Annotated in this window: 25 protein-coding genes and 1 tRNA gene; 8 read left to right on the top strand and 18 right to left on the bottom strand. The window is 51.2% G+C overall.

What is annotated here, in order from left to right; all coding sequences use genetic code 11:
• Window position 1: 1 nt before the first annotated feature.
• The 12 genes from flhA to AC0L73_RS07330 all read right to left on the bottom strand — a co-directional run bounded on the left by flhA (window position 2) and on the right by AC0L73_RS07330 (window position 12,579).
• The gene (gene flhA / locus AC0L73_RS07385) at window positions 2-2,116 is read right to left on the bottom strand and encodes a flagellar biosynthesis protein FlhA (protein WP_473655230.1); all 2,115 of its coding nucleotides are present in this window, start codon (window positions 2,114-2,116) and stop codon (window positions 2-4) included.
• Between the two features lie 42 nt (window positions 2,117-2,158).
• Window positions 2,159-3,529, bottom strand: coding sequence for a sigma-54-dependent transcriptional regulator FlbD (flbD, locus tag AC0L73_RS07380; RefSeq protein ID WP_473655229.1), 1,371 nt, complete (start codon window positions 3,527-3,529; stop codon window positions 2,159-2,161).
• Between the two features lie 20 nt (window positions 3,530-3,549).
• Window positions 3,550-4,326, bottom strand: a complete 777-nt coding sequence (locus AC0L73_RS07375; protein ID WP_227952828.1) for a motility protein A — start codon at window positions 4,324-4,326, stop codon at window positions 3,550-3,552.
• Between the two features lie 18 nt (window positions 4,327-4,344).
• Window positions 4,345-4,641: a flagellar motor switch protein FliN gene (gene fliN, locus AC0L73_RS07370; RefSeq protein ID WP_473655423.1), complete on the bottom strand. Its 297-nt coding sequence runs from the start codon at window positions 4,639-4,641 to the stop codon at window positions 4,345-4,347.
• 104 nt (window positions 4,642-4,745) lie between these two features.
• On the bottom strand, window positions 4,746-5,432 hold the full coding sequence (locus tag AC0L73_RS07365) for a FliH/SctL family protein (protein ID WP_473655228.1): 687 nt from the start codon (window positions 5,430-5,432) through the stop codon (window positions 4,746-4,748).
• A gap of 13 nt (window positions 5,433-5,445) precedes the next feature.
• The gene (gene fliG, locus AC0L73_RS07360; RefSeq protein ID WP_227952834.1) at window positions 5,446-6,459 is read right to left on the bottom strand and encodes a flagellar motor switch protein FliG; all 1,014 of its coding nucleotides are present in this window, start codon (window positions 6,457-6,459) and stop codon (window positions 5,446-5,448) included.
• Between the two features lie 14 nt (window positions 6,460-6,473).
• Window positions 6,474-6,707, bottom strand: a complete 234-nt coding sequence (locus AC0L73_RS07355) for a hypothetical protein (RefSeq protein ID WP_473655227.1) — start codon at window positions 6,705-6,707, stop codon at window positions 6,474-6,476.
• Window positions 6,658-8,160, bottom strand: coding sequence for a flagellar basal-body MS-ring/collar protein FliF (gene fliF / locus AC0L73_RS07350; RefSeq protein ID WP_473655226.1), 1,503 nt, complete (start codon window positions 8,158-8,160; stop codon window positions 6,658-6,660). The genes AC0L73_RS07355 and fliF overlap by 50 nt, the downstream gene beginning before the upstream one ends.
• A 249-nt stretch (window positions 8,161-8,409) precedes the next feature.
• On the bottom strand, window positions 8,410-8,709 hold the full coding sequence (gene sciP, locus AC0L73_RS07345; protein ID WP_227952837.1) for a CtrA inhibitor SciP: 300 nt from the start codon (window positions 8,707-8,709) through the stop codon (window positions 8,410-8,412).
• A 151-nt stretch (window positions 8,710-8,860) separates the two neighbouring features.
• Window positions 8,861-10,183 (bottom strand): flagellar hook protein FlgE, encoded by a 1,323-nt coding sequence (flgE, locus tag AC0L73_RS07340; RefSeq protein WP_227952839.1) that lies wholly within the window; start codon window positions 10,181-10,183, stop codon window positions 8,861-8,863.
• 62 nt (window positions 10,184-10,245) lie between these two features.
• Window positions 10,246-10,938, bottom strand: a complete 693-nt coding sequence (locus AC0L73_RS07335) for a flagellar hook assembly protein FlgD (protein ID WP_227952841.1) — start codon at window positions 10,936-10,938, stop codon at window positions 10,246-10,248.
• Window positions 10,939-10,983: 45 nt separating this feature from the next.
• The gene (locus AC0L73_RS07330) at window positions 10,984-12,579 is read right to left on the bottom strand and encodes a flagellar hook-length control protein FliK (RefSeq protein ID WP_473655225.1); all 1,596 of its coding nucleotides are present in this window, start codon (window positions 12,577-12,579) and stop codon (window positions 10,984-10,986) included.
• Window positions 12,580-13,090: 511 nt separating this feature from the next.
• Between AC0L73_RS07330 and flgK the strand changes: the two genes are divergently transcribed.
• The 7 genes from flgK (at window position 13,091) to AC0L73_RS07295 (ending at window position 20,092) form a co-directional block, all read left to right on the top strand.
• Window positions 13,091-15,187 carry a flagellar hook-associated protein FlgK gene (flgK, locus tag AC0L73_RS07325; protein ID WP_227952851.1) on the top strand — a complete coding sequence of 699 codons (2,097 nt, stop codon included), beginning with the start codon at window positions 13,091-13,093 and terminating at the stop codon, window positions 15,185-15,187.
• Window positions 15,188-15,197: 10 nt separating this feature from the next.
• The gene (locus AC0L73_RS07320) at window positions 15,198-16,157 is read left to right on the top strand and encodes a flagellin (RefSeq protein ID WP_227952853.1); all 960 of its coding nucleotides are present in this window, start codon (window positions 15,198-15,200) and stop codon (window positions 16,155-16,157) included.
• 60 nt (window positions 16,158-16,217) lie between these two features.
• Window positions 16,218-17,363 carry a tRNA 2-thiouridine(34) synthase MnmA gene (gene mnmA, locus AC0L73_RS07315; protein WP_415776556.1) on the top strand — a complete coding sequence of 382 codons (1,146 nt, stop codon included), beginning with the start codon at window positions 16,218-16,220 and terminating at the stop codon, window positions 17,361-17,363.
• A 104-nt stretch (window positions 17,364-17,467) separates the two neighbouring features.
• Window positions 17,468-17,544, top strand: a tRNA-Met gene (locus AC0L73_RS07310).
• A gap of 171 nt (window positions 17,545-17,715) precedes the next feature.
• Window positions 17,716-18,885 carry a thiolase domain-containing protein gene (locus AC0L73_RS07305; protein ID WP_473655224.1) on the top strand — a complete coding sequence of 390 codons (1,170 nt, stop codon included), beginning with the start codon at window positions 17,716-17,718 and terminating at the stop codon, window positions 18,883-18,885.
• A 2-nt stretch (window positions 18,886-18,887) separates the two neighbouring features.
• Window positions 18,888-19,289 (top strand): Zn-ribbon domain-containing OB-fold protein, encoded by a 402-nt coding sequence (locus AC0L73_RS07300; protein ID WP_227952859.1) that lies wholly within the window; start codon window positions 18,888-18,890, stop codon window positions 19,287-19,289.
• Between the two features lie 29 nt (window positions 19,290-19,318).
• Window positions 19,319-20,092, top strand: a complete 774-nt coding sequence (locus AC0L73_RS07295; RefSeq protein WP_473655223.1) for an SDR family NAD(P)-dependent oxidoreductase — start codon at window positions 19,319-19,321, stop codon at window positions 20,090-20,092.
• 75 nt (window positions 20,093-20,167) lie between these two features.
• Here the strand turns inward: AC0L73_RS07295 and AC0L73_RS07290 are convergent, their stop codons facing one another.
• The gene (locus tag AC0L73_RS07290; protein WP_227952868.1) at window positions 20,168-20,482 is read right to left on the bottom strand and encodes a putative quinol monooxygenase; all 315 of its coding nucleotides are present in this window, start codon (window positions 20,480-20,482) and stop codon (window positions 20,168-20,170) included.
• A gap of 117 nt (window positions 20,483-20,599) precedes the next feature.
• Here AC0L73_RS07290 and AC0L73_RS07285 point away from each other — a divergent pair, with 117 nt between their 5' ends.
• On the top strand, window positions 20,600-20,935 hold the full coding sequence (locus AC0L73_RS07285; RefSeq protein WP_227952869.1) for a hypothetical protein: 336 nt from the start codon (window positions 20,600-20,602) through the stop codon (window positions 20,933-20,935).
• Here the strand turns inward: AC0L73_RS07285 and AC0L73_RS07280 are convergent.
• The 5 genes from AC0L73_RS07280 to AC0L73_RS07260 all read right to left on the bottom strand — a co-directional run bounded on the left by AC0L73_RS07280 (window position 20,932) and on the right by AC0L73_RS07260 (window position 25,497).
• On the bottom strand, window positions 20,932-21,465 hold the full coding sequence (locus tag AC0L73_RS07280; RefSeq protein ID WP_473655222.1) for a molybdopterin-guanine dinucleotide biosynthesis protein A: 534 nt from the start codon (window positions 21,463-21,465) through the stop codon (window positions 20,932-20,934). The genes AC0L73_RS07285 and AC0L73_RS07280 overlap by 4 nt on opposite strands.
• A gap of 93 nt (window positions 21,466-21,558) precedes the next feature.
• On the bottom strand, window positions 21,559-22,047 hold the full coding sequence (locus AC0L73_RS07275) for a VOC family protein (protein ID WP_227952871.1): 489 nt from the start codon (window positions 22,045-22,047) through the stop codon (window positions 21,559-21,561).
• Window positions 22,048-22,131: 84 nt separating this feature from the next.
• Window positions 22,132-23,355 carry an MFS transporter gene (locus AC0L73_RS07270; RefSeq protein WP_227952872.1) on the bottom strand — a complete coding sequence of 408 codons (1,224 nt, stop codon included), beginning with the start codon at window positions 23,353-23,355 and terminating at the stop codon, window positions 22,132-22,134.
• 15 nt (window positions 23,356-23,370) lie between these two features.
• Entirely contained in the window at window positions 23,371-24,915 is a 1,545-nt protein-coding gene (locus AC0L73_RS07265) for a benzoate-CoA ligase family protein (RefSeq protein ID WP_473655221.1), read from the bottom strand.
• Between the two features lie 120 nt (window positions 24,916-25,035).
• A complete protein-coding gene (locus tag AC0L73_RS07260; RefSeq protein ID WP_227952874.1) occupies window positions 25,036-25,497 on the bottom strand; it encodes a flavodoxin domain-containing protein in 462 nt (153 codons plus the stop codon).
• Window positions 25,498-25,568: the final 71 nt, after the last annotated feature.

Raw genomic sequence — 25,568 nt, 5'->3', positions numbered from 1 at the left:
CTCAGACCTGCGCCAGGGTTTTTAATCTGGCTTTTGGATGAATTTCGTTCTGTGACATAACTACCGTTGATGGACGGAAGCGTTCCACGATGGACCGGACATAAGGGCGGATCGCCGGACTTGTCAGCATAACAGGGTTATGCCCTTGACTTGCCAATGTTTCAAATACCTCTCTTACCCTTGCGATAAATTCCTGCAACTGACTTGGTGCCATGGATAGTTGCCGATCATCTCCCTGTCCGACAATAGCATTGGCGAAATTTTGCTCCCATTGCGGGGTAAGCGTAATCAACGGAATATAACCATCTTCTGCTGTGTTTACTGCAGAGATTTGGCGTGCCAGCCGGGCACGAACGTGCTCCGTGATGATATTGATATTCTGCGAGTATCCTGTCGCCTCCGAAATTCCTTCTAGAATGGTTGGCAAGTCACGAATGGAGACTCGCTCGGAAAGAAGATTTTGTAAAATGCGCTGGGTGCCGCTTACCGAAATATGGGTTGGGATCAGATCGGCAATAAGCTTCTGGTTGACGCTTGGCAGATCGTCGAGAAGCTTCTGCGTTTCTGCATATGACAGCAGATCCGGCATATGGTCTTTCAGGATTTCAGTCAGGTGCGTCGTGATCACGGTTGCCGGATCGACAATTGTATATCCCCGGAATGATGCTTCCTCGCGTTGGCCTGTATCAACCCAAACGGCGGGTAGGCCAAATGTTGGCTCGACCGTCTCTTCGCCCGGTAGGTCAATATTCTGCCCTTGTGGATCCATGATCAGGAGATTGTTCGGCCGGACATCGCCTGCTCCGGCCTCAACCTCCTTGACCCTTACCAGGTAGTTGTTAGCAGGAAGCTGCATGTTGTCGAGGATGCGTACGCTTGGCATCACGAAACCCATTTCACTGGCGATCTGGCGGCGCAGGGCTTTGATCTGATCGGTCAGGCGATAACCTTCATTATCATTGATCAGGGACAGCAGGCCATAACCAAGCTCAAGACGCAGGTCATCAATTGCGAGAGCCGTGGAGATCGGCTCTTCCGCGGGAACAGCGGCTTTATTGTTTTCAAGCAGAAGCTGCTCTTCCTCGACGGCCTTCACCTCCTGCCGACGGTTCAGGACAAATGCGGAGTAACCGATGCCGCCTGCCAAAACCAGGAAGGGGATTATCGGAACACCGGGGAGAAGAGAGAGGCCAACCAAAAGGAAAGAGCTTACGCCGAGCGCACGGGGATAACCACCAAGTTGACCCAGCAGGGCTTTATCCGTAGAGCCGACGACACCGCCACGCGACACCAGAAGGCCCGCAGCAACGGAGACAATGAGAGCCGGAACCTGACTGACCAGGCCATCACCAACAGTAAGGAGTGTATAGCTGTCGGCGGCGGCGGCGAAGGACATACCCTCCTGTGCGACACCAATAATGATACCGCCAATGATGTTGATAAAGGTAATCAGAAGACCGGCAATTGCGTCGCCGCGAACAAATTTCGAGGCACCGTCCATGGAGCCGAAAAACCCGCTTTCATCCTCCAGTTCCTTGCGCCGTGTCCGGGCCGTGTCCTCGTTGATCATGCCCGCAGAAAGATCGGCGTCGATCGCCATCTGCTTGCCGGGCATGGCATCTAGAGAAAACCGGGCGGCGACTTCCGCAATACGGCCTGAACCCTTCGTGATGACAACGAAATTCACCAGCACCAGAATGGAGAAAACAATAATCCCGATCACAAAGTTGCCGCCCATGACAAAACTACCAAAAGCGGCGATGACATGACCGGCTGCATCCGGGCCTGTATGTCCTTCGGACAGGATCAGGCGTGTGGAGGCAAGGTTCAGGGCGAGCCGCAACATCGTTGCGATCAGGAGAACCGTTGGGAACGAGCTGAAATCCAGAGGTTTGGATATAAACAGGCAAGTCATCAGAATCACGACGGAAAAGGTGATCGATATGGCCAGACTGAAATCCAGCAGCCAGCTTGGCATCGGCAAGATCAGAACAACCAGGATACAGACAACGCCAAGGGCGAGACCGATATCGCTGCGCCCGACCATCTGTACTATCCGCTGCAGGAGCTCATTGCCTCCCTGCGGTGCCGCTGCGGTTGATTGAGGTTCACTCATTTACTGTTTACGCTCCGGAACTCGAATAAATTCATAAGGCAATCAGGCGCGGGCCTGATACCGGTTGTCTCCGGTTGCCGCCGGGATCTCGACGCCATCGCCGGAATAAAGCTTGAGCTTGTTCCGTAGCGTCCGGATGGAAATGCCGAGTATGTTTGCGGCATGAGTACGATTGCCGAAACAATGATCCAGCGTATTTAAGATAAGATCCTTCTCGACATCCGCGACTTTCCGTCCGACGAGTGAACTTGCCGCTGCGACGCCGTTCTCTGCGTCGCTTGATACCGTTGCGGCGTGATCTGCTGGGGTGGCGCTGCCGTCGGGCATAAGAATGGCATCCCCGGTTATCATATCGCTTTGACAGAGAAGAACCGCTCGATGGATCGTGTTTTCAAGCTCGCGAACGTTCCCTTTCCATGGGTTTGCTTTTAGCTTTACCATGGCGCTATCGTGAATCTGCCGATGGCTAAGCCCGTTTGACTCCGAATATTTCTTTGCAAAGTGTTTGGAGAGAACTTCGATATCGATCGCGCGTTGACGTAGGGGCGGGATTTTTAGCGTGACGACATTCAAGCGGAACAGTAAATCTTCCCGGAAGGATTTTTCGGCAACGGCCTCTGCAAGATCACGGTTCGACGTTGCGATGATGCGTATATCAACCGGAACCGGTTTAGTGCCGCCGACGCGATCAATCATCCTTTCCTGAATGGCGCGAAGTAATTTTGCCTGTAACTGGATGTCCATCTCGCTAATTTCATCAAGAAGGAGCGTCCCGCCGTTCGCTTCTTCGAACTTGCCGATGCGCCGGGCAATTGCCCCCGTAAAGGCTCCTTTTTCATGGCCGAAGAGTTCAGATTCCAACAGGTTTTCTGGAATGGCGGCGCAGTTGACACAAACAAAGGGTTTGTCAGCGCGGTTGCTGTGTGAATGCAGATAGCTTGCCATGACTTCCTTACCCGTCCCTGTTTCGCCATTGATCAGAACAGACGCAGATGAGGGGGCGATTTGTTCCGCTAAGGCGACGACGTCTTTCATGACAGGATCAGCAAAAACAAGCTTGTTGCTTTCCTGGGATACAGCTTCCAAGACTGCAGCGATCAGTTCGGGATCCGGTGGCAGGGGCAGGAATTCCTTCGCGCCTGCGCGAATGGCGTTGGCTGCGGAGGTTGCGTCGGTGTTCACACCGCACGCAATGACGGGAAGGTTGATCCGTTCGCTGGAAAGCATGGTTACTAGGGTTTTAATCGGCAGATTGACATCGATCATTGCCATGTCTGCCCCCTTGCCAGCTCGCAGTGATGCCATGGCCATCTCGATATCGTCCACCTGACTGACCTTGGCGCCGCGTGACATGGCGATCTGGCTGGCAGCGCCAATCTGACCGTTCAGGGAACCAATTATAAGCAACCTCATCGACTTACTCTCCTAGTGACTTAACTGTAGTACTGCACGCGATTTGCGGGCGGCAGTAGGGTGTTTAACAACATTTCAAGGCGGCGAGGGTTTTCCTGCCGTCCGATGGACGTAGCACCGAGCATGAACACCCGATTTAGAATTACTTCCTCCGCTGAATTGCGCTCCAGTTTGGAAGCTAGCGGGTTAAAGAACATATTGGCGAGAATAGCCCCGTAGAACGTGGTGAGCAGGGCAACGGCCATGGCCGGACCGATACTCGACGGATCATTCAGATTGCCGAGCATTTGTACCAGACCGACAAGTGTACCGATCAGACCCATGGCCGGGGCGACTTCCGCCGCCTTTCGCAGCACGCTGGAGCAGGCATTGTGTCGGGCAATCATGCCATTAAGATCATTTTGCAAAATACGATTGACCTCTTCCACGGGCAGGCCATCGACGACAAGCTGCAATGATTTGCGCTGAAAACTCTCCTCGTCGAGAGACTGCATGTAATTTTGCAGGTGCAGGACACCCTTGCCGCGGCATTTATCGGCGAGATCGAGCATAGAGTAGGCGGCGAGATCGGGCGTCACATTGCGCGTGAATAGCGTATTCAGCACCAATCTCTGAGCGCGGACAATATCGGTCAGGGAAAAGCTGATTGTCGTGACGAGGAAAGTTCCCCCAAGCACCAGCAGTACGGATGGCAAATTGAAGAAAGAGCCAATCGACCCACCGAGCAGGACAGCGCCTGTCACCAGCGTAAAGCTGCCAAACAGACCCAGAACCGTTGCTAAATCAATTTTGTTCACTGCACTATCCAATGTTTACTAGCGGCGATCAGCCTTGATGATTTCCGTCATCGTAACACCGAGGCGGTCTTCAACAACAACGACCTCCCCGCGTGCTACCAGTCGGTTATTCACATAAATGTCAATCGCTTCACCGACTTTCCGGTCCAGTTCAATAACGGCGCCACGACCGAGTTTGAGAAGTTGGCTCACCCGCATGCGGGATTTCCCCAAAACTGCGGTGACATGCACAGGAATGTCGAAGACGGCTTCCAGATCTGAAGCTGTGCGGGCAATCTCTGTATCATCGTCAGCATCGATGCCTTCCAGAGCCATTCCTTCGGCGGCGTCATCCTGGACGGCGACGTCACTATCCGTTGCCGGTGCTTTGTTCAGGTCCTCAAGGTTGAGTTCTTCATCTTCTGCCACGGTCTCACTCCTTAAAATTGCTCAGCGGTCGGCTGATCCATAACTTGTAGGGTTTCCTGCTCTGTCTCGCCGGATGAGCGAATAAAGCGATTAATAACTTCTTCGAGGCGCGCCTCAATATCTTCAAGGCGGCGCTCTGTTCCGCCGTCAGCCCATTCAACCCGGCAGTCGCCAACATGTTTGGTTTCGTCAGGAAGAAGGATAAGATTTCCCTGAAAAGCAGCCCGGCTTGTGATTTCGTCAATCTTTCCGGAAATTTTCTCGCAGACATGTTCATTCGCGCGAATGACAATCCGAGGTTCATCATGAAGATCGGCAAGGCAATCTTCGATCAGTTTATTTACTTCTGTCTCGGGTGCGAGTTCGATTAGTGCCGGGGCAAGTTTCGATGCAATCGAAAGGGCTAGGCTTGCTGAATCTTGTTTTAGGGCAACAATTTTTGCCTCGTGACTGGACATGAGCGTTTCCAACTGAGAACTGATTGCGGTCATTGTTCCGGCGACAGCAGTTTCCTGTTCCTGTTGGGATTGGTTTTGACCTTCACGCAGACCCTGCTCAAAGGCTTCAGCTTTCAGCGCCGTGACATCGCTCTCCGTAAAAATCGGTTCTTCGCGCTGAACTGGCTGTTGCGCCGTTTTCGGGGCGGACGGATCCGTACCGAAATCGGTGTCGAACAGAAATCTGTTGGTTGCAGTCATATCTAATCGCATCCTAGTAAATCAACTCGTCGTCGCCGCCGCTATCGGCCAGCATAATTTCGCCGCTATCAGCCAGTTCTTTCGCGATATTTACAATTTCCATTTGCGCTTCATCGACGTCTTTGAGACGAACAGGACCCATCGCCTCCATATCCTCGCGGAGAATTTTGGCAGCTCGCTCTGACATATTGGTAAAGAAAAGGTCGCGCAGGCTTTCCGACGCGCCTTTCAGGCAGATGCCAAGACGCTCCTTGTCAACATTCCGGAGCAGGGTCTGAACGCCAGCCGGGTCAAGCTTGAGCAAATCTTCAAAAGTAAACATCAGCGCCTTGATTTTTTCTGCAGAGTCCCGGTTCCGCTCTTCCAGTGCCGAAATAAAGCGGCCTTCTGTATTGCGATCGAAATTATTGAAAATTTCCGCCATCATTTCATGGCTGTCCCGCTTATTGGTTTTTGCGAGATTGCTCATGAATTCGCTGCGCAAAGTATCCTCAATTTTATCGAGAACCTCTTTCTGTACGGATTCCATCTGCAGCATCCGGTTGACTACTTCGAGGGAGAAATCTTCGGGCAGGGTGGAGAGGACTTTCGCGGCATGACCGGGGTTGATCTTGCTCATAACAACAGCCACAGTCTGTGGGTATTCATTTTTCAGATAGTTGGCGAGAACCTGTTCGTTCACATTGGCCAGCTTATCCCACATGGTGCGGCCTGCTGGGCCACGAATTTCCTCCATGATACCCTCGACCTTGTCGCCCGAGAGTGCTTTCATAAGCAACCGTTCTGTTGCTTCGTAGCTGCCAACGATATTTCCGGTCGAAGAAATTTTGCCCGCAAATTCGACGAATAGTGCTTCCATTGCTTCTGCAGAGACAGATCCGAGGTTGGACATCGCCTGTGAGATTTCCTTGATCTCCTCTTCGTCGAGTCGAGTCCAAAGGTCCTTTGTATGCTCATCTCCGAGGGCGAGCATCATGATGGCCGCTTTGTCGGGCCCGGTCAGATATTTTGTATCAGTTGCAACCATAAAAAGACGTTCCCTTATGCGTCGTGATAGAGCCAGCTACGAAGAATGGAAATTGCTTCGTCTGGATGCTTGTCAACGATTTCGCTTACCTTGTTGAGCGCTGAGGTCTTGACCTGACCATCAACTTTATCTAGGTCGATCATGCTATCGACTTCATTGAGCGTTTCAGATTGCTGTGCATTTCCTGCCTGCCCCTGACTACTGGCAATTGCGGGTACGGCACCGCCAGCGGGCAGTGCTCCTGCCATTGCCGCACCACCATGGTCCTGCAAGGGCCGGTGTTGCGGTGCCGGTGGTTAGCGCCCGATTGAGAAGGGGGCGAACAACGAGCAGTAGCGCAAGGATTGCGACAACGACAAGAACGCCCATTTCCCCCATTTTGAACAAATCAGCCTTAGTCAGGCCCATGAAGATCTCATCGGTGACGATTTCTTCATCTGAAAATTTTTCTATAACCTCTGCGAAGGGCATATTGACCACTTCGACGACATCACCGCGTTCTTCGTTAAAGCCGATTGTTGATTTAACAAGTCGGCTCACCTGAGCAAGCGCTTCTTCGCTCATTGCCTCATAAGTGCGGGTGCCATCCGGAGCAATTTCAGAACGTCCGTTGACAAGGACGGCGACTGTCAGACGGCGAACCGGCCCGGATTCGCGTACTTCCGTGGTAACAGTCTTTGAGATTTCGTAGTTGACTGTTTCTTCCGTTCGGGAGGCCGCATCCTTGGAGTTGGATCCACCACCGTTATCCGCGCCGGCTTCCGGTAGATTATTGGCAACTGATACGGCAGGATCGTTGGTGGCACCTTCATTAGAGGAACTGTTCTCCTCGACCAATTGCGAGGAGCGAACAACCTGACTATCTGGATCGTAAGTTTCCGATTGAATGGTGCGCTGATCAAAATCCATAACGGCGCTGACTTCGGCTCTGATGTTGCCGGGGCCTAATGATTTTTCAAGTAGCTGCTCAATCTGTTCTTTGAGGTGGCTTTCGTACGCGATGCGTTTGAAGTCGCTTTGCGAACTGATGCCGAAACCCTGCGTTTCCTTGCCATCGCCTCGCGCAAGCAGATTGCCGTTTTCATCGACGATGGAAATATGGGATGGAGAAAGCGAAGGAACAGCAGAAGCCGTCATATGCTGGACAGCGGCAATCTGGTCGTCGGTCAACCGTCCCCGGCCGTTAAGTTTCAAGACAATTGAGGCGCTGGCCTCTCGTTTGTCGCGGCTGAAGACTTCTCGTTTTGGCAGTACTAGATGGACACGTGCGGCGGAGACGTTGTTCAGGGCGCGGATTGTGCGGGCGAGTTCACCTTCAAGTGCTCGGACAAAATTAACATTCTGAACAAAGCTTGTCGTGCCGAAGGTATCGGAGTTATCAAAGATTTCATAGCCAACGGAGCCGCCATTGGGCAGGCCTGCCTCGGCCATTTTGAGGCGTAACAAAGCGACTTGATCGTTTGGAACAAGGACATCGCGGCCATTGCCAGAAATCTGAAACGGAATGTTCTCAGCTTCAAGCTTGGAGACGATGGCTGCGGAGTCGGACGGTTCCAGCCCGCCATATAACAGAGCAAAATCCGGGCTGCTGATCCGCGTCGCCATTAACATGATCAAAGCGATCAACCCAACTGCAACGCCGCCAAGGATAATCACTCTTACTGTTCCCAGGCTCTGCAGAAGCTGGCTTATTCCGTTCACGTTTGTGCTCCCACTCAATTAAAATACCGGTAAAATTTGTTCCACTTCACAAAAGATACGATGAGGAGATAAACAACTGGTTAACAGCAGGCAAAATTTGCCGGGTATATGGAATTTTTTGCCTAGCTGGTTTTCGTGAGGTTAAATTTCCAGCTAGCTGGCGGTTATGGTCGTTGCCCGAGTTGGACAAAAAATAAAAGCCCGGCATGTTGGCCGGGCTTTTTGAAAAGTGAATAACAAGTAAATTAACTAGTCACCATTATAAGATGGATCATTTGGACGGTATTCCTGGATCCGGGTTGTCCGAAGTCCTGGCAAGCCGTGTTTATCAATTGCTTTTTGCCAAGATAAAAATTCCTCGACTGAAAGCGTATAGCGTCGACATGCATCATCTAGACTGATGAGTCCACCGCGAACTGCGGCAACTACTTCAGCTTTCCGCCGAATGACCCATCTCTTGGTATCTTTCGGCGGCAGATCATGGATCGTCATGGGCTGACCGTCCAGTCCAATAATCCGATTTACTTTGCGGTCCATTTGCGACTGCATCTGTACTCTACCTCATACTTAACATTTCGCCTTGAATTCAGATCATAGGCCTATCGATTTAACAAACAGCTAATGAGGGTGGTTAATTTTATCTTCATGGCGGAAGGGCCTATTTCCCGCCATGAAAATGTTAGTTTCAGAGTCCTAAAACCTATCGTTTCAGGCGGATTAATTCCTCAAGCATTTCATCAGCAGTCGTGATAATTTTACCCGCCGCGGAGTAGGAGCGCTGAGTAATGATCATTCGTGTGAATTCTTCCGCAATATCGACGGTGGACGCTTCCGTTGCCGAGGAGATGATAGTGCCAGCTCCGCCCAGGGTTGCTTCGCGCAGAGTGAAGGTTCCTGACTCGGGTGTTTCGTCATAGGCATTGCCATCACGGTTTTGCAATCCGTTCGGGTTTGCGAATGTCGCAATTGGAACCTTGTAAATTTCCTTTGATGTACCATTATCAAACTTGGCGATAACTGTTCCTTCCTCATCGATAAAGACCGCGTTGAAGGCACCGAACAAAGCACCGTTTACTTCAGAAGAGACAAGCTCGGAGTTCGAAGCAAACTGCGTAAAGCCGTCAGACAGGCCGTCGGAACCAAAGTTCAGCGTAACTGCTTGTGGCGTATCAATACCCAAGGCCGCAGCCCAGGGAATGGTGATTGTATTCGTGAGTGTTGTTGAGCCAAGATCCAATGTACCGTCGGAATTAAAGGCGGCGACACTGGAAGAGAGCATATCTTCTGATCCATCTCCGTCAATATCCGCAGTGATTTCGACGGTCCATTCATTCGGAGTAGCGCCGGAACCCGTCCGCAGGAAATTGAAGGTAATGCCGTGAGCGGAACCCATGCTGTCATAAACTTGGAAAGACCGAACAAAATGAGGATCAACCGCTCCACTTGTCATGTCGCCTGCGACATAACCTGCCCCAAAAGAGGTCTGATCGGACGAAAGGTTGGCCTTGAGGTTAATGGTTGAGGTTGCCTCGGCGTTACCTGTGAGACCCGTAATATTGACAGGAGACAATGCCGCCAGATCAGACTGGTTTGCCGGGATGTTGCCATCCGGATCGATTTCCCAGCCCTGCAGGTAATAACCCTGCGCATTGCGCAAGAGGCCAGTCGCATCCGGTTCAAAAGTTCCGGCGCGTGTGTAAACATAGTTACCGCCTGCGGTTGTCGGATCTGCTGCTGTTGACACAACGAAGAAACCGTCACCTGCGATTGCCATATGTGTTGTGGAATCCGATGCTGTGATCAGGCCTTGCTGGTCAATCTGCGCGCGCGGGTGAACTAGTACACCGCCCGCAGAATAAGTTGTGTCAGTGGCGCTTTCGGTCACCAGTGTAGAGAAAATCGCGTTGGTGCCCTTGTAGCCAATTGTGTTTGTATTGGAAATATTGTCCGAGATAGTCGCCATCGCCGTTGATTGCGCGGCCAGTCCCGAAACACCGGAAAACATTGCTGCTGTTAAACTCATTTTTTCTCTCCTAATATTACCGCCCACCTAATGAATGGCGAAGGCGTCTTTGTTAGCCGCGATTAAGCGGACGGATCAGTCGTTGTTGGTTGCGTTACGGAAGTGATGTAGCCGAGGCCTATTGGAACATCGCCGACCATCATGACGGGCTCGCCGTTGACAGTTTCGACGCTTGATGCGATGCCCTCAAAGCTGTAATCGACAGCGACGGAGCTGCCGCCGGCTGTCTCGCCTGTAACAACAAGATAATAGGCGCCATCTTCAGCGGCGGTTCCATTCTTGGTCGTGCCGTCCCAGCTATATTGCTGTTTGCCGCCCGGGACACCTTCCGCGGTTTCGGAAAACACAATGTCGCCATTCTGGTTGTAAACGTCGTACTTGACGGTTTCGGCACTGCTGCCGAGGTCAATATTCCAGGCTGCATTGCCGCCGCTCAATGCGGAAACATTGAGATTTGTGCCAATGGACTTACCGAGATAGTTGATCATTGTCGCGCCCAACATGTTCTGTTGCGACATCTGCTCCAGTTGCACAAGCGCTTCCAGGTTCTGGTTCGTTGCGATCGACTGTTCGACATTCGTGAAGTTCACTAGCTGATTTGTAAACTCCGTTGAATCAGTCGGATTCAACGGATCCTGATTGGTCAGCTGCGTTGTCAGCAATGTCAGAAAATCATCAAAATTGCTGGCCAGGTTTGTTTGCGCCGTTTGTGCGGCGCTGCTCTGGGTCTGGGAGGTGGACGTTACTTCCGGCATGATTCAATACTCACTTTGTTGAAATCAATTAAGTTATTCGATTATCTAAACTTGGATATCTAGGCCGCCGTCATTCATTGACGCCCCAGCCGTTGTCTGAAGAGGGATATTAGACAAATCTGTATCGCTTCCCGCTTCACCCATCGGCAGATTCATGTTTGCGAAATTCATATCCTCACCCTGGTCACCCTGACCATTCTGATTGAGGCTGAAGTTCAGGCTGTTGGATCCTGTATCGAAACCGGCGTCCTGCAGGGCGCGCTCCAGGCTGCGGGCATCCCGCTGCAGGAGGTCGAGTGTTTCCTGCTTGTCCACGGAAACAGCCGCAAGGACGCGGCCGTCATGACCAATATCGAGTTTTACCTCGACCCGGCCGAGTTCAGACGGATGCAGGCTAATCTTGATCCGATCATGCCCCTCCTTGATGGCGGCGCTGATTTGTGTCGATACTTGCTCAGCTACCGGCAATTGAGCGGCAGCACGGGCAGCATTCGATGCCTGACTGGCGGTATTTGCTGCCGTTGCTTCTATACTCTGGACACTCCCCGTCGGGGCGGCCGGCAAAGTTTGGTTCATGGAATCTGAGGGCAGACCTTGCGCATTGCCTGTCACGGGCAGGGGCGCCTGGGAACCGGCCCCATCCATTTCACCGCTGGCTCCGGCCAACAAGGCTGGATTCGCGGTGGCATTATTGGCCAAATTGGCTGTGACCAGATTTGTGCTGCTGGCAAGCGCTGTCTGGAAACTTTGCTGCTGCTTTGAAGCAGTCAGGCTGATTTTTCCATTCCCGTCTTGAATCATCTCGGCAATTTTTGAAGAAAGGACGTCTTTCTCGCTCATCTTGGCGTTGGCCTCAGCCCGCATAGTGGCAAGCACTTCCGAGGAGGCGGGAGTCGCCTTGGCATCGGATAGAGCTGTGGCTAAAGCTTTCTCATTTCCCGGTTGGGCAGATGTAGTCGCCACATTTTTCTCTGCCGGCTTCTTCGCGTCAGTTTGCGCCGTTCCACTAACTGAAGCAGCGGCCTGAGCTGAGGTGGCGTCAGAATTTTTTATATTGGTAGGGTTGGCATTTATCTCCGGTTTCTTACCCGCATCTGCCACTACATCATTCTCGGCTGTTGGAGTTTCTGGAGAGGCGCCAACAGTAGGCGCTTGCGCGTTTGCTGCGGTGATGGCCGGTGCGGATACCGAAGTTGGAGACTTCTCTGCCGTTACGTCAGTTCCCGTTGGAACTGGAGCAGAGACCGGGGTTGCCGGTAACGCTGCTGTTGACGCGGCCGTGCTATCGACCACCTGCGTACCTGCAGCTTTTTCAGATGCGGGGGCTTTATCTACGGCGGCAGGGGTGGAGTTGGACGCGGGCACATCTTCATTAGGCGCACTGTCGTCCTTGACTGAACTCTCTGGTGCCGTGTTCTGCGTCATTGCGGGTTCTTCCGCGTCGCCGCTATTCTGACCTGCGGATTTCTCTTTAATAGGCGACTCATCTTTTGGGGCCGCCTCATTCACATAACTTGCGAAATCTTCGTCCTCGTTCCGATACGGATCCTTGTCCCGATTTTTCGGTTCTGTCGTCGCTGATATTATTTGCCCAACATCCATGATGTCTCTCTCGTTCAATATAAATGCGTCGCGCGCCATAATTACTCGTCGATATAAGAAGCAAGCATCGGGCCAGTTTCGTAAAATTTAAAATTGCCAATAAAAATAAGGGTTTGATGATCTCATAAACTGCCAAATCGGGAAAAATATTCCAGATGGCACCAGCTTTGTTGGGTGAAAGGGATAATATTGCCGAGTAAAAAAGGACCGGGATCGAGGGGGCGTTGCCAAACTGGAATGTTGGTACCCTGCGGAATCATGCCACGCGCATTCAGTCTGTTTTGACTGAGATAGAACTATTCTCTTATTAGGCATCACGACTTGGCATTGAAATTGCTTTCTTTATGGGTGAAGGCGGGGTTTCGTGCCGGAAGAATATATGCGAGCAGTTCGATATGACGTTAAAAAACTATATAAAACATACAGTTAAAAGTATATCTCGGGATTTTTCCGCGACTGATGCGCAAATGCAACCCGGTAGCTTTTGCCAGGCAGAGGCTATTTTTTCCAGTGAAACACTCGTTATGCCAAACGCTTTGGAGCAAGTATTATGAGCCTGAATGCAATATTTAACTCCGGTGTAAGCGGTATGCTGGCGCATCAAACCGCTCTGAATGTGACATCAACGAACATCGCCAATGTCCAGACTGAAGGATATGCGCGTAAAACAGTTGAATACAGCGCCATCAATATAAATGGCATTGGCTCTGGTGTGGAGATATCCGAAGTTCGGCGTATTACGGATGAGTTTATTGCGAAAGAACTGCGTCTCGCGACGGCCGGATCCGAACAATACAAAGCCATGTCGGAAATTTATGGTCAGCTGCAGTCTCTGCTTGGTGATCCAGCGGCGAATAATTCCTTGACGGGCAAGCTCGACAGTATGAATTCCGCATTTGCCGCGCTGACGATCGATCCGACAATGTCGGTGTCGCGAACGGCAGCGCTTGATGAAATTGCAAATTTTGGGATTGAGACGGATCGATTGCTCACAAGGGTCCAGGATCTCCGAAAAGAAGCAGATAATCATATTGCGGAAGAAGTGAATGTCGTGAACGACGCCATTCTCAGAATCTATGAATTGAATTTGGAAATTAAGTCAGCGTCGCAGAGCAATCAGCCGGTCGGAGAATTGGAAGACCAACGGTCCCAGGCTCTTTCTGAAATTTCTGAGATCATGGACATTAAGACATATTCCATGACGGATGGTGCCATTGCGGTGGTAACAGATGCCGGGCAGCAGCTTCTCGATTTTGAGCCGCGCCAGCTCGTCTATTCGCCGGCGGCTGATGTTACCAGCCAGACCATTTTCGATCAGATCACGCTCAATGTTTATGATCCGACGACACAGACAATAGCGGATACCGGCCTTGCGCTGGATCCGGAATTACAGAGTGGATCGCTCCGTGGCTGGATCGATATGCGAAATACCGAGCTGCCGAATCTTGCCGCTCAGATCGGTGCGCTTGCCTCCGGGGTCGCGGATCAGTTTAACGCCGTGCATAACGATAATATTGCCATTCCGCCGCCTGCAACGTTGACAGGGAGCGGAACAGGCGTTCTGGCGGCGGACCCGCATGGCTTTACGGGTCAGGCAACGTTCTACAGTTTTGATGCCGGTAATAATATTGTGGCTTCTTATACGGTTGATTTTGATAATCCCGGGACAACGACGATGGCCGATGTTTTGGCCGAAGTGAACGGCGCCCTCGGTGCCGGAACACTGAGCCTCACGGGCGGAGTTCTGACAATGTCCGCACAAGGTGGTGCAACGGGTGTTGGCATCGGACAAGAGGCCGCTAATCCTTCCGAACGTGGTGAGCGTGGATTCTCCCATTTCTTTGGAATGAATGATTTAATAACGACGAGGACAAATACGTCATATAAGACCGGATTAACGTCGGCCGATGCTCATGGTTTTACTGGGACGACAACCTTGGAGCTGATTGGTCCGAATGGGGAAGAACCCATTTCGATGGTTCTGGATTTCGGTGCGATTGGCGGAACGATGGCGGATGTTGTTACGGAAATCAACAGTAACATGGGGGGCTTCGTGACTGCATCAGTGGATGCAAATGGCGCCTTGGCCTTCACCTCTGCCGCCGGGCTTGAGAATTACAGCATCAATGTTCCGTCGGATACTTCGGATCGCGGCGGGACCGGGACAAGTTTCTCAGAAATGTTCGGTGTCGGTCTTCAATATCCGGCAGATGCCGGGTTGGAATTTTCTGTCGATCCCTCAATCTCGGCCAACCTCCAGCTTCTGGCAACCGCAAAAATTGATCCATCAGGAACGCCTGCGCTCACCGCAGCGGATAACCGAGGTGCACTTGCCTTTCAGGACCTAGCAACTCAATCCTTTTCGTTTGCGACTGTGGGCGGGTTGACAGGATCTTCTGTTTCTCTTGGTGATTATGCTGCCCAGATACTGGCAAAATCAGGGCTGGATGCGGCGCGGGCCGAAAGCCTGCAAAGTGATCGCGCTGCGTTGAGCGGCGAATTCGAAGCCAGAATGCAGTCAGTTTCTGGCGTTAACATGGACGAGGAGCTTGCCAATCTTATCATTTACCAGAACGCATATAATGCCTCTGCGCAGATCATTACGACAGCGCGGGAAATGTATGACGTCCTGATTAATCTCGTTTAGGAGAAAAACGATGACACGCGTTTCAACATTTCAGCAAAGCCAGACGCTAATCAAAGAAATGATGGGGAGCCAGTATAAGCTTTCAGATGCTCAACGGCAGGTGTCCACGGGACATGTCGCGGAATACTACAAGGACATCCATATGGATGTAACAAATCTTGCTGGATCAAAGTCATTGCTATCCCGCCTCGAACAATATGAGGCGAACAACGGCAAAGTTATGAGTCGTCTCGCGCAGTATGATCAGGCATTGGCCGGTATGGAAAGCGCGGGCGGAGATGTACTGTCTGCTGTTATGTCGACGATTAACACGGCATCACCGCAAGGTCTCTCCGGGACTGTCGAAGGGGCATTTGAAACGGTCCTGAATTTCCTGAATAGTCAGAACACTGAAGGATATCTCTTTGGCGGAACCAATAATGATGTGCCGCCGGTGAATATTTCAACGATTAATGACTTGATGGCAGCGGCGGAACCTCCGACAGATATTTTCCAGAATAATGACCTCAAGGCGACAGTGCGGATAGATGAAAACCGGACCCTTGAAGTCGGTGTACTGGCAGATGATATCGGGTTGGAGATTATGACCTCCTTGCAACGACTGGCACTTTGGGCGAATGGCGTTGTGCCGACTACTGCACCGGTGCCAACCGGCCCTTCCAATAGCTTTGGTTCTCCCTTTTCGCAGGAGGATCAGGATTTTCTGGTCGGTGAAATTGCTAGCCTTGAGACAATGCTGGATGATCTCGCGGGGTTTCGCGGTGATAATGGCCTTAATCAAAAAACGATGGACGAGACAATGGAGGCCCTCAATTTACAGATTGACCAGACGAAAGTGTTCGTCAGTAATATTGAAGATGTCGACGCCGCCGAGGCGATTGCTAATCTTACACAGCGGGAACTTGCGCTAGAGATGTCCTACAATGTGTTGAGCACAATCAACCGTATGAGTTTGCTGAACTTCCTGTAAATGGCAGTTTTACAGCGCGACAGGCTTGCATATTAGTTGGCGCGCTCTATATTGCCCGCCATGAATTCACTAGGGTTTGATACAGCACCGGAAGATACCCGCATCGTTGTCGCCATGTCAGGCGGAGTCGATAGTTCGGTTACGGCTGCGCTTCTTAAAGATCAGGGCTATGACGTGGTCGGAATCACGTTGCAGCTTTATGATCATGGCGCGGCAGTTCAGAAAAAAGGCGCCTGCTGCGCGGGTCAGGACATCCATGATGCGCGGCGTGTGGCGGAGGCCGTTGGCATTCCCCACTATGTCCTTGATTATGAAAGCCGGTTTCAGGATAGCGTAATGGATGAATTCGCCGACAGCTATTTACGCGGCGAAACCCCGGTACCTTGCGTGAGATGTAATCAGACCGTGAAATTCCGGGATCTTTTGGAAACATCGAAAGATTTGGGGGCTGTTGCATTGGCGACCGGTCATTACCTTCGCCGCGACGACAGTGGCGGCAAGGCTCATCTCTTTCGTGGGCGCAATGCCATCAAGGACCAGAGCTACTTCCTGTTTGCAACGACGCAGGAGCAGGCAGACTATCTTCGTTTTCCTCTCGGTAATTTGACGAAAGAAGAAACGCGCGCGCTTGCCGATAAATACAATCTGGCAGTCGCGGCAAAGCCTGAAAGTCAGGATATTTGCTTCGTTCCGAACGGCAACTACGCAAAAGTTATTGAACGCATGCGGCCGGGTTCAGCTGTGCCGGGGGATATTGTCGATCTGGACGGCAATATTCTGGGCCAGCACACGGGAATCATCAATTACACAATTGGTCAGCGTCGTGGTCTCGGCATTGCGACCGGAAACCCGCTTTATGTCGTTCGGATTGATCCAAACCGAAACCGGGTCATCGTGGGACCAACAGAGGCGCTTCTTGTCTCTAAACTCACCTTGCGGGAAATGAACTGGATCGGTGATGTTCCACTCAGCGAACACGGTACGGAGGTGATGGTCAAGGTCCGGTCGACACAGGAACCGATGACGGCGACCGTTTTTGGCGCTCCGGGCGGCTGGGCAGAGGTTCATCTCGCAAAAGCGGAACCGGGTGTTTCCGCTGGACAGGCTTGCGTCATGTATGACAGCGACCGGCTTCTTGGCGGGGGCTGGATTGCCGGAACGGAGGCGCCTGTTAAAATCGCTGACAATCAGCGTCGGTTGGCCTGATTATTGTTATTTCCTTGCTTGACAGAACATTGTAAAAACCCTAAAAACCGGGCTTCAAAGCGCCAGCCGCTCGTATGTTTACGCGGATTGGCTGCCTTCTCTGTGGCTCCTTAGCTCAGTTGGTTAGAGCGGTGGAATCATAATCCATGTGTCCCCAGTTCGAGTCTGGGAGGAGCCACCAATATAAAGCCGGAGTTGAGACTGTGTCTCCTCCGGCTTTTTTATACATCGTCGTACCCCTTGGCCGTCCCGCAGCATTATATCGTTGAATGTCCGATGGCGCTTTGCTACGTTTATCGTCCGAAACATGCCGTAAATGCATGGATAATAATAACAATAAGGTATCTTTCTCATGACCATAAAAGGGAAAGCCTATATCGTTGGAGCATATGAGCATCCGACGCGAAAGGCTGTCGGTAAATCACTCGCACAACTCCACGCGGAAGTTGCCAAAGGGGCGCTTGAAGATGCAGGCCTGACCAAGGACGATGTCGATGGCTATTTCTGTGCTGGTGATGCGCCGGGATTAGGCGGTCTTTCCATGATCGATTATATGGGGCTGAAATTGCGCCATATCGACACCACGGAAACCGGCGGATCGTCCTATGTGATCCATGTAGCTCATGCGGCGCAAGCGATTGCAGAAGGCAAATGCAAGGTGGCCTTGATCACGCTCGCAGGTAAGCCTCGCTCTTCCGGTGAGGCAACAGGCACCAAGCCACGCAATTACGGCATAGACTCCCCTGATGTTGCCTTCGAACTCCCGTTTGCGCCGACAATTGTCAATAACTATGCAATGTGCGCCCGGCGTCATATGCATGAGTTTGGGACGACGAGCGAGCAATTGGCCTGGATCAAGGTTGCCGCCTCTCATCATGCGCAGCACAACCCCAATGCCATGTTACAAAAGGTAGTCACGGTCGATGAGGTTGTGAATTCGCCGATGATTGCCGACCCGCTCCATCGTCTCGATTGCTGCGTGATCAGTGATGGGGGCGGAGCATTGGTTGTGGTGGCGCCCGAAGTTGCGGCGGAACTCAATCGTCCGAAGGTACGGATCATGGGCGCGGGCGAAGCTCCCAAGCATCAGATGGGCGGACATGTTGATCTAACCTATTCGGCAGGCGCGTTTTCAGGGCCTGCGGCATTTGCTGAAGCGGGTGTAAAACCGTCTGATATCAAATATGCGTCAATCTATGACAGCTTTACTATTACCGTTCTTATCCAGCTTGAAGATCTCGGGTTTTGCGCCAAAGGGGACGGTGGCAAATTTGTCGCTGATGGCAATCTCATCTCCGGCGTCGGAAAATTACCCTTCAATACAGATGGCGGCGGGCTCTGCAATAACCATCCGGGCAACCGCGGCGGCATGACGAAAGTAATTGAGGCCGTGCGTCAGCTAAGAGGGGAAGCACATCCGGCTGTTCAGGTTGCGAACTGCGATCTTGTCGTTGCCCATGGAACGGGTGGGTCGCTTGGAACGAGACACGCTGCAGGTACATTAATCTTGGAAAGGGTATAACAATGACAGAACAAAGAACCATACCCGCCCCGCATATCGAAGAAGAAACCCGCCCCTTTTGGGATGGCATTCGTGATGGCAAACTGTTGGTGAAATATTGCCGCTCCTGTGAGGCCCCACATTATTATCCCCGGTCTATTTGCCCGCATTGCGGCAGTGATGATACTTACTTCAAGGAAAGCGATGGTCGGGCGCATATCTATTCTTTTAGCGTGTTTCGCGCGGCACCGATTCCTTATGCAATTGCCTATGTCACACTCGCGGGCACTGATATTCGTATGATGACGAATATCGTCAATTGCGATTTTGATGCGTTGGAAATTGATCAGGAAGTAAAGGTATGTTTTGCCGAAACTGAAGGTGACGGGCCTCCCGTACCCATGTTTGAGCCTGCCGGAAATTAAAACCAAAAAAATAATAAAAGAGGTAAACTATGTATAATCCGATGTCGCTAGAGGGCCGTAATATTATTGTCACCGGCGCGGGGCAAGGAGTGGGCGCCGCTGCGGCGGAGATGATCGTCAATCTTGGCGGCCGCGCTATTCTCGTCGACCTACAGGAAGACAAGCTTCAGGCCGTTGCGGACAAGCTTGGGTCCGATAATACTGAAATGTATGTGGGTAGTGTTGCCGATCCAGGCTTCGTCCAGGACATGGTCACAAAGTCAGTTGCCTCCTGCGGCGGAGTTCACGGACTGATTAATAATGCCGGTATCGTCCGCGCGGCAATGATTAATAAAATGCCGGTGGAGACATGGCAGCAGGTGATTGATGTCAATCTCAGCGGCGTGTTCTATTGCCTTCAGGCCGTCGGCCGACATATGATTGAACGAGTGAAGGATGGGGATAAAAACCCGGGTGCGATCGTTAATATTTCATCTGTTGCGGGTCGCCGGGGAACGGTTGGCCAGATCAACTATGGAGCCGCGAAATCCGGTGTCCTTGGTATCACCATGAGTGCAGCGAAGGAATGGGGACGCTATGGCATTCGTGTGAATAGTGCCTGCTTTGGTGTTGTCGAGACAGAAATGACGGAAACAATCCGGTCAGACAAGTTCCGCGATACTTATATGGCGCAAGTTGTGCTGGAGAGGTTTGCCTCGCCGGAGGAAGTCGCCAAAGGCGTTTGTTTCCTGCTTACCGATGCGTCGAGCTATGTCACGGGTCAGCATTTGTCCATCGATGGCGGATTGCATATCGGCTTTTAATTTATAGAGGAGGAACGCGTCGATCTAAATGTCACGTTCCTCCCTTCGTCTTAAAGGGCGTAAGATATCTGATTTTTAGGCAGATTTTAGGATATGAATGGTCCGGCTTTCCAACATATCCTTAGTTTTTGCACCATAAGCTTTCATATGATCCGAGGCGGCATGGGCCATTAACGCATCCATGCTTTCCCATTTTTCGATAACCGCGAAGCTGTTCTCCCCAAGTTCCGCCTGAAAACCGCCGACACCGTCCATATCAATAACGGCATTGTACTCAATGCAGCCTTTTTCCGCATGAACAGCAGGGACATTGGCTTTGAAGGCTGTAAGAACCTCGTCTCGTTTGCCGGGTTTGGTTGTGATCATGGCGACAACATTTACTGGTTGCATGTTTTTTCCTTTTTATGGTTGTTGCTTTCCGTCAAATTGTAGCCCAATGCTTTAGTTAAAGGCCATGATAAATCACATGGTAGATATATTAAGTTCTCTTGAGGGAAACAGGCCGAAATGAAAAAAGGTAATATGATTGTTGTAGGCTTAGCAATCGCCGTTACGTTGCTGCCGATTACGGTATGGGCAGAAGACTGGCGTGAAACCGGCTGTGCCGGAGTTGTGGAGGCTGAGCTTGAAAAGCTGGACATAGATGCACTAGGCGCGGCGCGTGTTACCTATGTTGTTTCCAGTCGGGGATCGGTTGCTTCAGAAGGTTATGAAGAGCTGAATGGATGGGTTAGCTTTGAAAAATGTAAAGGAAACCTGACCGTGCAGCTGTCTGAAAATTGTACGGTAACGATGATGTATACCAGCGGCCAGTGCCGCATCCCCGGAGTGGAACATTACTAATCAATAGGCAGGGTATGGCACGCGTCTTCGGTCAATTGCCGCATTTCAACCTGATGGGTGAATTCGTCGCCATCGCTTACGGTCACGGATTCAAATCCTAGCAAGGTTAGCAGGTCCAGAAAGGTCAGGTTTTCCGGCGCGCCGCTTTCTTCAAAGATCGGCGTTGTCCGGGCGCTATTGGTAAGATCAGCAAGCAATGCTCGGACCCGGTATATAGTTTCCAGATGGCCGTCCGTCTTGGCGACAATGATCAATTTTCTGGATTCGCCGCCCTTCACAAAGACTGAGTACGCCGAATCATAGGGCTTGTTGGACATTCCTTCCTTAATTCCGATAACGAATCCGACGCGTCGGCGTTTATCCATATCGGAAAGCGGTGGAACGCGGGCACAATAAGTTTCGATCTCCGCCGGGGCGGGATAGTAATACCCAATGTAGCGATCTTCTCCCGCCGAGGTTGCCGCCGAAGACAGGCCCGTAATGCACGCCAAACCAATAAGAACGATCCATCTAATTTCGCGACGCTGCATCAAAACCCCCTTAGGTACAACATGTCCAAGGCGCACAGATTATTTTTAAACTGCCCCTGCAAACAACCTTAAAAGGATCTTCCCGGTAGGATTTTATGCTGCACTATGGGCTTCGTTCCATTCATGCAACATTTTATTCGCATGTGCAGCGGCTGTTTCAGGATCAGGGGTTTTTTCCGGAACCTTGGCCGTTAGCTCGATCACATAGCCATTGGGGTCGCGAAAATAGATTGAATGGATTGATTTATGATCTGAAATGCCACGGGTTTCAATACCCATTTCCTTGCCTTTGGCGAACATTTTGTGAAGGCTGTCCATATCAACTTCAAGCGCGATATGCAGGTCATAGTCATGTTGGTCCTTGAACTCGAACGCCTGATCGGGGGCTTCAAAGAAGGCAAGGAAGGAACCATCATCCATCCGGTAGAACGTATGAAGGACCTCGGTTTTTCGACCCGTCATGGATTCGCTGATGGAAAGGGCATCGGCCAGTGGAAGCCCAAGGAAGTCCTCATAAAACTTACGCGTTTCTTCAGAATTTCGGCATCTGTAAGCGTTGTGGTGAAGACCTTTGATCATCATATTCCCCTATTCTCTCTCGCGCCAATTCATATCCAAGTATTTGGCTTAAAGTGCGATAAATCAACCCCGTATATAGCAGTTACATTAACGATGCCCATTCGCCAGTAAGGTCGCCTCTGACTGAAGGCGAAGCTTTGCCATGGCAATTACGCCGAGAAATGGTCCGATAGCCAGTGTGGCGAAAGCATATTGCCAGCCAATAAGGTCAATGAAGACGGGAATCAAATGGATTGTCGCCAAGCTTATTAAAAAACCGATAGAAGTCTGGATCGTCAGCATCGTGCCGATCATATTCTTGGGACTGAGTTCAATAACACAGGTTGAAAATTGGGCTGAGTCGGCAACGATGGAAATGCCCCAAATCAAGCAGACGACCATCAATAAAGTGGGGGAGCCACCAAATAGAAAGCCGACGAGAATGGCACATGTTCCGCTTATGGCCATTGCGAAAATGGTGACCGTCGTCCGGCCGATGCGATCTGCGGCTATTCCGGCGAATAGGCTACCCAGCCCTCCAATGGCGATTGTCGCAAAAGTACCAAGGTTGGCATAAAATTGACCATTCTCTACCCCCGCAATTTGGAAGCTATCAAACAGAAAAAGACCGATCCAGGCCCACATTGCATAGAGTTCCCACATATGGCCGAAATATCCGAAGTTCGCTAGCCGCAGGGATTTATTCCTCCAGGCATAAAAGGCGGAAGAGGGATCAAATGGCGGTGCTTTGGGCATCTTGCTGCCAAGGGATACTAGAGTTATTAGGCCGCTCGCGCATATCGCGAGAAGGCTGCTCGCAACTAGGGTCAATTGCCAGTCGATCCCACTTGTGTCCAAAAGATTAAGGATATGCGGAGACGCACTCCCGATGGTCAGCGCTCCGACCAGCAATCCAACAAGAAGTCCGGTATCCCGTCTTGCCCATGTCGACACCATCTTCATGCCGACCGGATAAATACCCGCCATGCAGACGCCGGTTAAAAAACGAAGGAAAATAACAAAGTGAGAAGTTGGGTCAAAAAGGACGATTGCTCCGTTTGCCATAGCAGCAGTCAAGGTGGCTGCGGCGAAAAAAGTCTTGGGAGGGATACGATCTGCTAAACTAAGGGTTGCACTGATTAGCGTGCCGCAAACGAAACCGATGGCAACGGCGCTGGAGAAGAAGGACGCTTGCAAACCATTAAGCCCATACTCTTCCTTTAAAACCGGAATCACTGCCGTTGCAGAAAACCAAAGAGAGAGCGCCATCACCTGGCACATGGCGAGCAATATGACAGAGCGCCATTTTTGCGCCGCAGTCCACTCAGTCATGGGTGATCAGGAAAGTTAGCGCAACTTGAACCGCTGAATTTTCCCTGTTGCCGTTTTGGGAAGTTCATCGACAAACTCGATCCACCTTGGATATTTGAAGGCTGCCAACCGTTCTTTGACAAATTGTTTTAACTCCTCTGCCAAGGCTTCCGAATCATAGTCCGTTTGATTGACGACAATCACTGCTCTTGGCTTAATCAACTGATCCGAATCTGCTTTCCCCACAACGGCGACCTCCAAGACAGATTCATGCTCGATAAGGGCCGCTTCGACTTCGAATGGCGAGACATAAATCCCGCCCACTTTGAGCATATCGTCCGTTCGCCCGCAATAAATAAAGTACCCTTCTTCATCCTGATAATATTTATCACCCGCTCGCGTCCATGGCCCTTGAAATGTCTCTAAGCTTTTGTCGCGACGGTTCCAGTACATAAGGGCGCTTGACGGTCCGGAAATTTCCAGCGCACCCATTTCCCCTTGCGGAACGGGCAGGCCATCGTCCCCTGTCAGACGAATATCATATCCTGTGACTGGCTTGCCTGTTGACCCCGGGCGGACATCTCCGGGCCGGTTGGAGAGAAAGATATGCAGCATTTCGGTACTGCCAATCCCGTCCAGAATATCGATGCCCATTTGTTTCTGCCAACGGGCGAGCAAATCAGCGGGCAAGGCTTCGCCGGCTGATGTACAATACCTGAGGTTATGCTTGCCCTTTGCGGGCAGAAGGCCGCTCGCCAGAAGCATGGCAAACAGCGTTGGCACGCCGTAAAAAATCGTCGGTTTTTGATTTTCTATAATATCGCACACAGTGTCTGGTGTGGGCGGGCCTTCCAACAGGATGACGGTTGCGCCAACAGAAAAGGGAAAGGTCAGTCCATTTCCCAGCCCGTAAGCGAAAAACAGCTTGGCTGCGGAGAACATGATATCATCTTCACGGATACCAATGGTTTCCTTTGCGTATAAATCCGCCGTTGCGCGGAGGTTGCCATGCAGGTGAACCGTGCCTTTCGGCATGCCAGTCGTGCCAGAGGTGTAGAGCCAAAAACACATATCATCGCGTGATGTTTCTGCCGCCGCGAATTCCGTGCTTTGGGCGTTAATTAGTTCAGTGAGGCTATCGTATCCATTTGGGCCCTCGCCGGACACGATAATTGATTTCAACGCCGGATGACTATCGAGATGGCGTTCAAAGGAGCCCAGCAAATCGCTCGAGACAATCAAAGCGGTGGCCCGGCTGTCATTGAGAATAAATTGATAATCTTTTTCGGTGAAGCGAGTGTTGATTGGGACGGGGATCACTCCGGCCTTGATCGCGCCAAGAAAACAGACCGGGAAATCAATAGTATCATTTAGGCAAAGAATAATCCGTTGTTCCTGCTGGATGCCGATTTCTTTTAGTGCGTTGGCGAAGCGATTGATGCCATCACTTAGCGCCTGATAGCTATGCGCGCCGGATTTATCAATGACAGCAGTTTTCTGTGCTCGCCCGGCAGCTAGATTATGATCGATCAGATCTACAGCCGCATTGAAAACGTCTGCCGTTTCGGCATTGCTTGACATTGCATCCCTCCCAGAATGAAAAGCGCTTCCTGTTTTGTTTCTATGCGCTTTTGTCGTCTATTGTTGCCCCGATTTTATTCTTACCCTTATCTTGACGGCAAGCATCTCCGATAAAATTATTTATGCGGCCTTAAGAAGCTCAAGCCAGTTCTCTGCCCACTCTCCCGCCTGATCCTCTGGCAGTTCTCCAGAGGAGGCGTCATGTCGCATGATTTCTCCGACAAGCACTGCGCCATATTTCTTGAAGGCTGCGTCAAATAGATTTCCGGCGTTACAGAAAGTCTGATTATAGGTTAGGTCGCCAAGGGCGAAGACGCCGTACTTGATACCAGATAGATCCGGTGCCGCAACGGAGAGATTATCGACGAAGGCTTGCCCATTGTCCGGGATATCCCCTTGTCCGTATGTCGATGTGCAGATGATATAGGCGGTGGTGCTGTTCAGAATATCAGCGTTCAGATCATCCATCATCAGGATTTCCGCATCTTCTCCCTTGGCTGAAAGGGCGTCTGCTATTTCTTCGGCGACAAGCTCAGCTGTTCCGGTCATGGTGCTGACAAGAATTTTTATCTGCTCGGCCAATGTTACGTCTCTCCAAAAAAACTACTCAAAAGACGGAATAGGAAATATAATGCATTTTGTCCAGCGGATAA

Source organism: Sneathiella sp. D3-11 (assembly GCF_055809395.1).
This window is presented reverse-complemented; position numbering and strand designations above follow the sequence as displayed.